Genomic DNA, 6,789 nt, shown 5'->3' on the forward strand with positions numbered 1-6,789 from the left:
GACGACGTGGACGCCGTGATCGACGCGACCACCCAGGCGCTCGAGGAAGCCGAGCGGCAGGCCGCCTGAGGCGTCCGGCGGGGCGCCTTCTCCCACAAACAGGACGCCTCGGGTGCGGCCCGTTGGGGCCGCACCCGAGGCGTCCGAGAGCCTGGGACCGTGGCTCAGTTGCCCGCGATCGCGGACACGTCGAACTCGAGGCGCACCTTGTCGCTCACGAGCAGGCCGCCGGTCTCGAGCGCGGCGTTCCAGGTGAGGCCGAAGTCGCGACGGTTCACGTCGACGGAGCCCTCGAAGCCGACGCGGGTGTTGCCGAACGGGTCCTTGGCCTGGCCGTTGAACTCGAACGGGATCGTGACCGACTGCGTGGAGCCCTTGATGGTCAGGTCGCCGGTCACCTCGACGGCGTCAGGGGCGGTGATGTCGAAGCCCTTCCCCACGAACGTGATCTCCGGGAACTGGTCGGCGTCGAAGAAGTCGGCGCTGCGCAGGTGCGCGTCGCGGTCGGCGTTGCGCGTGTTCACCGACGCGGTCTTGATGTGCACCTCGAGGGTGGACGCCGCCGGGTTCTCCCCGTCGATGGTCGCGCTCCCCTCGTACTCGTCGAAGGTGCCGCGCACCTTCGTGACCATCGCGTGGCGCGCGACGAAGGCCAGCTCCGAGTGGCTCGGATCCAGCGTGTAGGTGCCCTTGAGTTCGGAAAGCTGCGTCATCTGGGGGTTCCTCCCACCTTGTAGTTCAAGTTTCAACTTCATCATAGCACGGTCCGGTTGGTTGTCCAATCAACAAAACTATCTCGATGTGGACACAATTCACCGCTGCTATGTCGCCGCCTGACCCTGGACGGGTATGGTGACGACCATCCCGCATGACCTTGCCCAAGGAGGAGTTCAATGACGACCCCAGCCACCTTCACGCGCGACGGCGACAGCCTCGAGCTCCCCTTCGTCGAAGCGACGCAAGGCAACAACGGCTACGACATCAGCAAGATGCTCGCCGCCACCGGCGACACGACGTACGACGTGGGTTTCGCCAACACCGCGGTCTGCAAGTCCGCGATCACGTTCATCGACGGGGACGCGGGCGTCCTGCGCTACCGCGGCTACCCGATCGAGCAGCTCGCCGAGAAGTCGTCGTTCCTGGAGACCTCCTACCTGGTGCTCTACGGCGAGTTGCCGACGAAGGAGGAGTTGGCCGACTTCACCGAGAAGATCTCGCGCCACATGGTGATCGACGAGCGGCTGCGTGAGCTGTTCCGCATCTTCCCGCGCCGCTCCCACCCGATGCCGGTGCTCTCGGCGGCCATCACCGCCCTGTCGACGTTCTCGTCCGACACCATCGGGTTCGAGCCCGAGAAGATCGACGCGGCGACCCACCGCCTCCTGGCGAAGGTACCGACGCTCGCGGCGTACGGCTTCAAGAACTCCCTCGGCATGCCCACGCTGTGGCCCGACTACTCGCTGAGCTACATCGAGAACTTCATCCGCATGTCGTTCGGCAGCGTCACGACGCCCTACGAGTTCGACGACAAGATCACGAAGGCGCTCGACGTGCTGCTGATCCTGCACGCCGACCACGAGCAGAACTGTTCGACGTCCACCGTGCGCCTCGTCGGCTCCTCCCAGGCGAACCTGTACGTGTCGGTCGCGGCAGGCGTCCACGCGCTCTCCGGCCCGCTGCACGGCGGCGCGAACCAGGCGGTCCTCGAGATGCTGGCGCAGATCCGCGACCAGGGCATCTCGGTCAAGGAGTACGTCAACAAGGTCAAAGACAAGAAAGACACCACGAAGCTCATGGGCTTCGGGCACCGCATCTACAAGAACTACGACCCGCGCGCGGCGATCATCAAGAAGCACGCCGACGCGATCCTCAGCGATGTGGCCGGCGGCGACGAGCTGCTCGACATCGCCGTCAAGCTTGAGCAGGCGGCGCTCGACGACCCGTACTTCCAGGAGCGCAAGCTCTACCCCAACGTCGACTTCTACACCGGCCTGATCTACCAGGCGATGGGCTTCCCGGTCGACATGTTCACGGTGCTCTTCGCCATCGGACGCCTCCCGGGCTGGATTGCGCAGTGGCGCGAGATGGTCAACGACCCGACCAACAAGATCGGCCGTCCGCGCCAGGTCTACGTCGGCGAGACCGAGCGCAACTACGTTCCGCTCGCCGAGCGCTGAGCCGCTTCCCCGTCGCCTGTTCCCGTCGGCGCCCGTCAACCCCGGTTGGCGGGCGCCGGCTTGTCCCGCCCCGGACGCCAGCCGCGCAGCAGACCGGACGCCGCGTCCCGCACGAAGCCCAGGCTGGGCGCGGCTCGTCGCAGGTCGATCCGCCACTGAGTGCCGCCGTGGTCGGCGAAGCCGACCACGGCGAGCCAGCCGACAGGGAGGTGGGCGCAGTCCGGACGCCCCCGCGTCCCGTAGGCGACCAGGTGCCGCAGGTCGGAGGCCAGGAGCTCCGCGCAGACCCGCTGCACGAGCTGAGTCCCCACGTGCTCGCCCACGTCGTCGGGGCGCACCCACAGCCGGGTGAGCACGGCCGACCGCGGCGGGCACAGGTCGCTGCCCCGCTCCGGGGGCGCCAGCACCGCTGCGCCGATCGTCGCGCCGCCCCGGACGACCCGGAACCCGCCCGTCCCCCGCGCCGCCCGGCCGCACCAGGGGCAGATGAGGCGGCATGCGTCCTGTTCCGTGAGCGGGACCAAACTCCGCATCGCACCTCCCACCTGGCCGGCCACGGGCCGGCGTCGACCGCCGTCGGCGGGAGGCGTCCGTTGGCTCACCGCGCCGCGAATGGGACTATAGACGGGTGAGCACCCGGGCAAAACAGGTTCTGATCGTGGCGGTCGGGGCGGTCGTCGCGCTCGTGATGTGCTTCCTGGGGCTGTGGCAGATGCAGGTGTTCGTCGACAAGGGCGATCGCTCGGTGCAGGCGCGGGCTGAGCAGCCACCGGTGCCGCTGCTCGAGAACATCCGGGCGGACGGCAGCGTCGCCGACATCTACGGCAAAAGGGTCACGGTGTCCGGGCGGTACCTGCCGTCGGAGCAGTTGCTGATACCGGCCGACGACGGCAGCCTGCGCGTGCTGACCGCGTTCGAGGTGGCCGACGGGCGCGTCGTCCCGATCGTGCGCGGCGAGACGACGGACCGCGCCTCGATTCAGGACGCCCCCGCCGGCGAGCGCACGGAGACCGGGCTGTTTCTGCCCGGGGAGGGCGACGCGGACCGAGCCGTCGCGTCCGGCGAGATCGGGTCGGTGCGCATGCCGCTGCTCGCGCAGCGCTGGCCTCAGCGGCTCACGCCCGGCTACGTGACCCTGGACGCCGCCGGTGCGGCCGACCAGGGGCTCACGCAGGGCCGCGTCACGCTCCCCCACGGCGACGGGTCGATCCAGAACGGGGGGTACGCTCTCCAGTGGTGGATCTTCGCGGCGTTCGGGCTCGGCATGTCCCTCAAGCTCGCCCAGTCGCTGGGCGCGAAAGAGCGTGCGGCCCGCGAGGAGGCGGCGGCCGACGCGGTGCGGGCGGCGTCCGGCGAGGCGCACGACTGAGCCTGCGGCCGTCCTCGGCAGCCGCGTACGCCACCGCCCGGCCCGCCTGTGACCCTGTTGAGAGGAAACCATGCCGTTCGACGTCGCCGACATCCCGACGATCCGTAAGTCGCTGCTGTTCTACCGGATCATGGCGTGGGTCGTCGGCGTCCTGCTGGTCGTGCTCGTGCTCATCGGGATGCCGCTGAAGTACCTCGCCGGCAACGGGCTCGTCGTGACGATCACCGGCGTGCCCCACGGCTGGCTGTACATGGCGCTGCTCGTCTCCGCGTACAACCTGGGGCGCCGCGTCGACTGGCCGTGGCTTCGGCTCATCCTCATCGCCCTCGCGGGCACGGTGCCTTTCTTGTCGTTCGTCGCCGAGCACTACGCGACGAAGGATGTCCGGGCACGCATCGCCGCCGTGGAGAGCGGCGCCGCCGGTCCGGCCGCCGATGCGGCCGGATCAGATTCGCACCTCGCATAGCCAAGACTATTTGTCGACTTAGATGTTTATCGTGGAGTCGACCCCTTCTCGCATGATCGCCAGGATCCGGTCGAGGTCGTCCGGCGAGGCGAACTCGATGGTGATCTTCCCCTTCTTCCGGCCGATCGCGACGTTGACCCGGGTCTCCAAGGCGTCCGAGAAGCGCTCTGACAAGGCCTGAGCCCGCGGGGACGGCTGCCGCAGCGCCCTCGGCCGGTGGGCCGGTTCCTGCGCCTTCTCCCCCATCGACACGATCTCTTCGACCGCCCGGACGCTGAGGTTCTCGGCGACGATGCGCTGCGCCAGCCGCTCCTGAGCGAGCGGATCCGGCAGCATGAGCAGCGCGCGGGCGTGGCCCGCCGACAGGACGCCCGCCGCGACCCGCCGCTGCACCGGCGCCGGGAGCCGCAGGAGACGAATCGTGTTAGAGATCTGAGGACGCGATCGCTTGATGCGGGTGGCCAACTCCTCCTGGGTGCAGCCGAAGTCCTCCAGCATCTGCTGGTAGGCCGCAGCCTCCTCCAGCGGGTTCAACTGAGCCCGGTGCAGGTTCTCCAGGAGGGCGTCCCGCAGCATGTCGTGCGCCTGCGTCTCCCGGACGATCGCCGGGATCGTCGCGAGGCCGGCCGCCTTGGTGGCCCGGAGCCGCCGCTCCCCCATCACGAGCTCGAACCGGACGTCCCCCTCGGCCGGATGCAATGGCCTGACGACCACCGGCTGCAGCAGCCCCACCTCGGCGATCGACTCGATCAGCTCGTTCAGTTCGTCCTCGTCGAACACCTGGCGCGGCTGGCGTGGGTTCGGCCGGATCGCCTCCACCGGGATCTCCGCGAAGTACGACCCCTCCGGGGCCGGTACCGGATCGCTGATCGTCTCGGTGCCGTCCGGTTCCGCCGGCCCGTGGTGGGCCGGCTCAGGCTCAGCGGTCGGGCGGATCAGATCACCCAGACCGCGGCCCAGGCCGCTGCGTGCCTTCGGTGCTGCCATGTCTCTCCTTCGTTCGGACGCCGCAGTGCGGCCCTCGTCAGTTCTGTGCGCCCCGCTGGGCGATCTCTTCCGCGGCGTGCAGGTACGCCTGGGCGCCCGCGGACGCCAGGTGATAGCTCAGAACGGTCTGTGCGTAGCTCGGCGCCTCGGCCACGCGGACCGACCGTGGGATCACCGTGTTCAGCGTCTGTGCGCTGAAGTGGTTGCGGACCTCGTCCGCCACCTGGCTGGAGAGGTTCGTCCGGGCGTCGAACATCGTGAGAACGACGGTGGTGAGCTGAAGCTCGTCGTTGAGGCGTCCGGTGACGAGGTCGATGGTCTTGAGCAGCTGCGTGACGCCCTCCAGCGCGTAGTACTCGCACTGGATCGGGATCATGATCTCTTTGGCGGCCACCAGGGCGTTCAGCGTGAGCAATCCAAGCGACGGCGGGCAGTCGACGATGACGTAGTCGACGTAGAACTCCTTGAAGAACTTCTTGAGCGCGATCTGGAGCTTCGTTTCACGTGAAACGGTCGCGACCAAGCCGATCTCGGCGCCCGCCAGGTCGATCGTGGCCGGTACGACGAAGAGGCCCTCGATGTCGGGGCAGCGCTTGACCACCTCGATCAGCGGCTTGCCGTCGACGAGCACCTCATAGGTGCCCTCCGTGCCCTCGGGATGCTCGACGCCCAGCGCCGTCGTCGCGTTGCCCTGGGGGTCCATGTCGACGACGAGCACCTTGAGCCCACCCATCGCGAGGCCCGCCGCGATGTTGACGGCCGTCGTGGTTTTTCCGACCCCACCCTTTTGGTTCGCCACCACGAAGACTCGCGGCTCGTGGGGGCGGGGGAGTCGCGGCGTTTCACGTGAAACGTCTTGAGCGAGGTCGTCGGGGACGTCCGGGGGGCCCCCGAACTCGTCTTCGTCGAAAGCAGCACGCCTAGGGGCGGTGGAAGATGGAACGGTCACGAGCATCTACTCTTCATCGCAGGGAAAGGTCCGGTTCAGGATATCCGTCAGGCACCGTCCCTCCCGCGCGCGACATGCGTCGACGCCGTCCGTCCGGCAGTTCACGAGGCGGGGGAGAGCTTCGGTGACCCCGTCCTTGGCGCACTCGGGCCATAGGACGCCGTCGCCCCCGGCCGGAGCCAGGTGATTCGCCCGGCCAACAGGCACCGCGCCGAATCGAGGCGCTGGACCCGGTGCGCGCGGAGTCCTTCAGCGGGACCGGGGAGTCCGCGCCCCGGAGCACGACGAGCTCTAATCGGCGCGATAGAGCGGTTTAATCCTTTCTCGCTTTATCGACTTATATCTGTAACGGTTGTTTCACGTGAAGCGCCGCGGTTCGGCCCCGCTGGGAGACGTCCCTCCATACCCATTGGGTGATGAACGACCGTGCGTGCGGGCAACCTTCGGGGGCAGGGAGCCCCCGCTCGCGTGTCACCGCCTGACAGCCCCGCTCTCCGGGAGACGCGGGCGGGGGTGGTCGTCTCAGTAGCGGACGAGAGCACCTCCGGGGCAGGGTGCTCGGGCGCCCGCCCACCAGCCGCTGGGTACGCGACGGCGCGGTGCGACTTCACGTGGTACCCAGTGGTCGAGATGACGGTGCAGGTCGGGGTGTTCCCGCCGGCACAGGACGCCCTGGCCCCGCGCGAGGGCGTCCGCGAGTTCGCTCTTCATACCGTCCACGATGGGGACGAACGACCGATTCTTGTCAGGACGCCGGCGTCAATGTCCTATTCGCTGCCGGCTGGGCGCGTGAGCTCGGGCGGCCGGGGACGCCGAGTCGACGGGCAGACCCTGACTGGCT

The 6,789-nt window shown here is 68.6% G+C and carries 7 protein-coding genes; 3 read left to right on the forward strand and 4 right to left on the reverse strand.

All coding sequences use genetic code 11. The annotated features are described in order from the left end of the window. Positions 1-164: 164 nt before the first annotated feature. Positions 165-713 carry a YceI family protein gene (locus WMJ97_RS13795; protein WP_347349582.1) on the reverse strand — a complete coding sequence of 183 codons (549 nt, stop codon included), beginning with the start codon at positions 711-713 and terminating at the stop codon, positions 165-167. A 180-nt stretch (positions 714-893) separates the two neighbouring features. On the opposite strand from WMJ97_RS13795, the gene WMJ97_RS13800 reads away from it, so the two are divergent. Further along, on the forward strand, positions 894-2,177 hold the full coding sequence (locus WMJ97_RS13800) for a citrate synthase (protein ID WP_347349583.1): 1,284 nt from the start codon (positions 894-896) through the stop codon (positions 2,175-2,177). A 35-nt stretch (positions 2,178-2,212) separates the two neighbouring features. Here the strand turns inward: WMJ97_RS13800 and WMJ97_RS13805 are convergent, their stop codons facing one another. Further along, positions 2,213-2,710: a hypothetical protein gene (locus WMJ97_RS13805; protein ID WP_347349584.1), complete on the reverse strand. Its 498-nt coding sequence runs from the start codon at positions 2,708-2,710 to the stop codon at positions 2,213-2,215. 95 nt (positions 2,711-2,805) lie between these two features. Here WMJ97_RS13805 and WMJ97_RS13810 point away from each other — a divergent pair, with 95 nt between their 5' ends. Together WMJ97_RS13810 and WMJ97_RS13815 are read left to right on the forward strand one after the other, a co-directional pair. Continuing rightward, positions 2,806-3,546 (forward strand): SURF1 family protein, encoded by a 741-nt coding sequence (locus WMJ97_RS13810; RefSeq protein ID WP_347349585.1) that lies wholly within the window; start codon positions 2,806-2,808, stop codon positions 3,544-3,546. A gap of 70 nt (positions 3,547-3,616) precedes the next feature. After that, positions 3,617-4,012, forward strand: a complete 396-nt coding sequence (locus WMJ97_RS13815) for a DUF3817 domain-containing protein (protein WP_347349586.1) — start codon at positions 3,617-3,619, stop codon at positions 4,010-4,012. 18 nt (positions 4,013-4,030) lie between these two features. Here WMJ97_RS13815 and WMJ97_RS13820 read toward each other — a convergent pair whose 3' ends face one another. After that, entirely contained in the window at positions 4,031-4,999 is a 969-nt protein-coding gene (locus tag WMJ97_RS13820) for a ParB/RepB/Spo0J family partition protein (RefSeq protein ID WP_347349587.1), read from the reverse strand. 37 nt (positions 5,000-5,036) lie between these two features. Beyond that, entirely contained in the window at positions 5,037-5,954 is a 918-nt protein-coding gene (locus WMJ97_RS13825) for a ParA family protein (RefSeq protein ID WP_347349588.1), read from the reverse strand. Positions 5,955-6,789: the final 835 nt, after the last annotated feature.

This window comes from Nigerium sp., assembly GCF_039811905.1.
In the GTDB taxonomy this organism is placed as follows: domain Bacteria; phylum Actinomycetota; class Actinomycetes; order Propionibacteriales; family Propionibacteriaceae; genus Propioniciclava.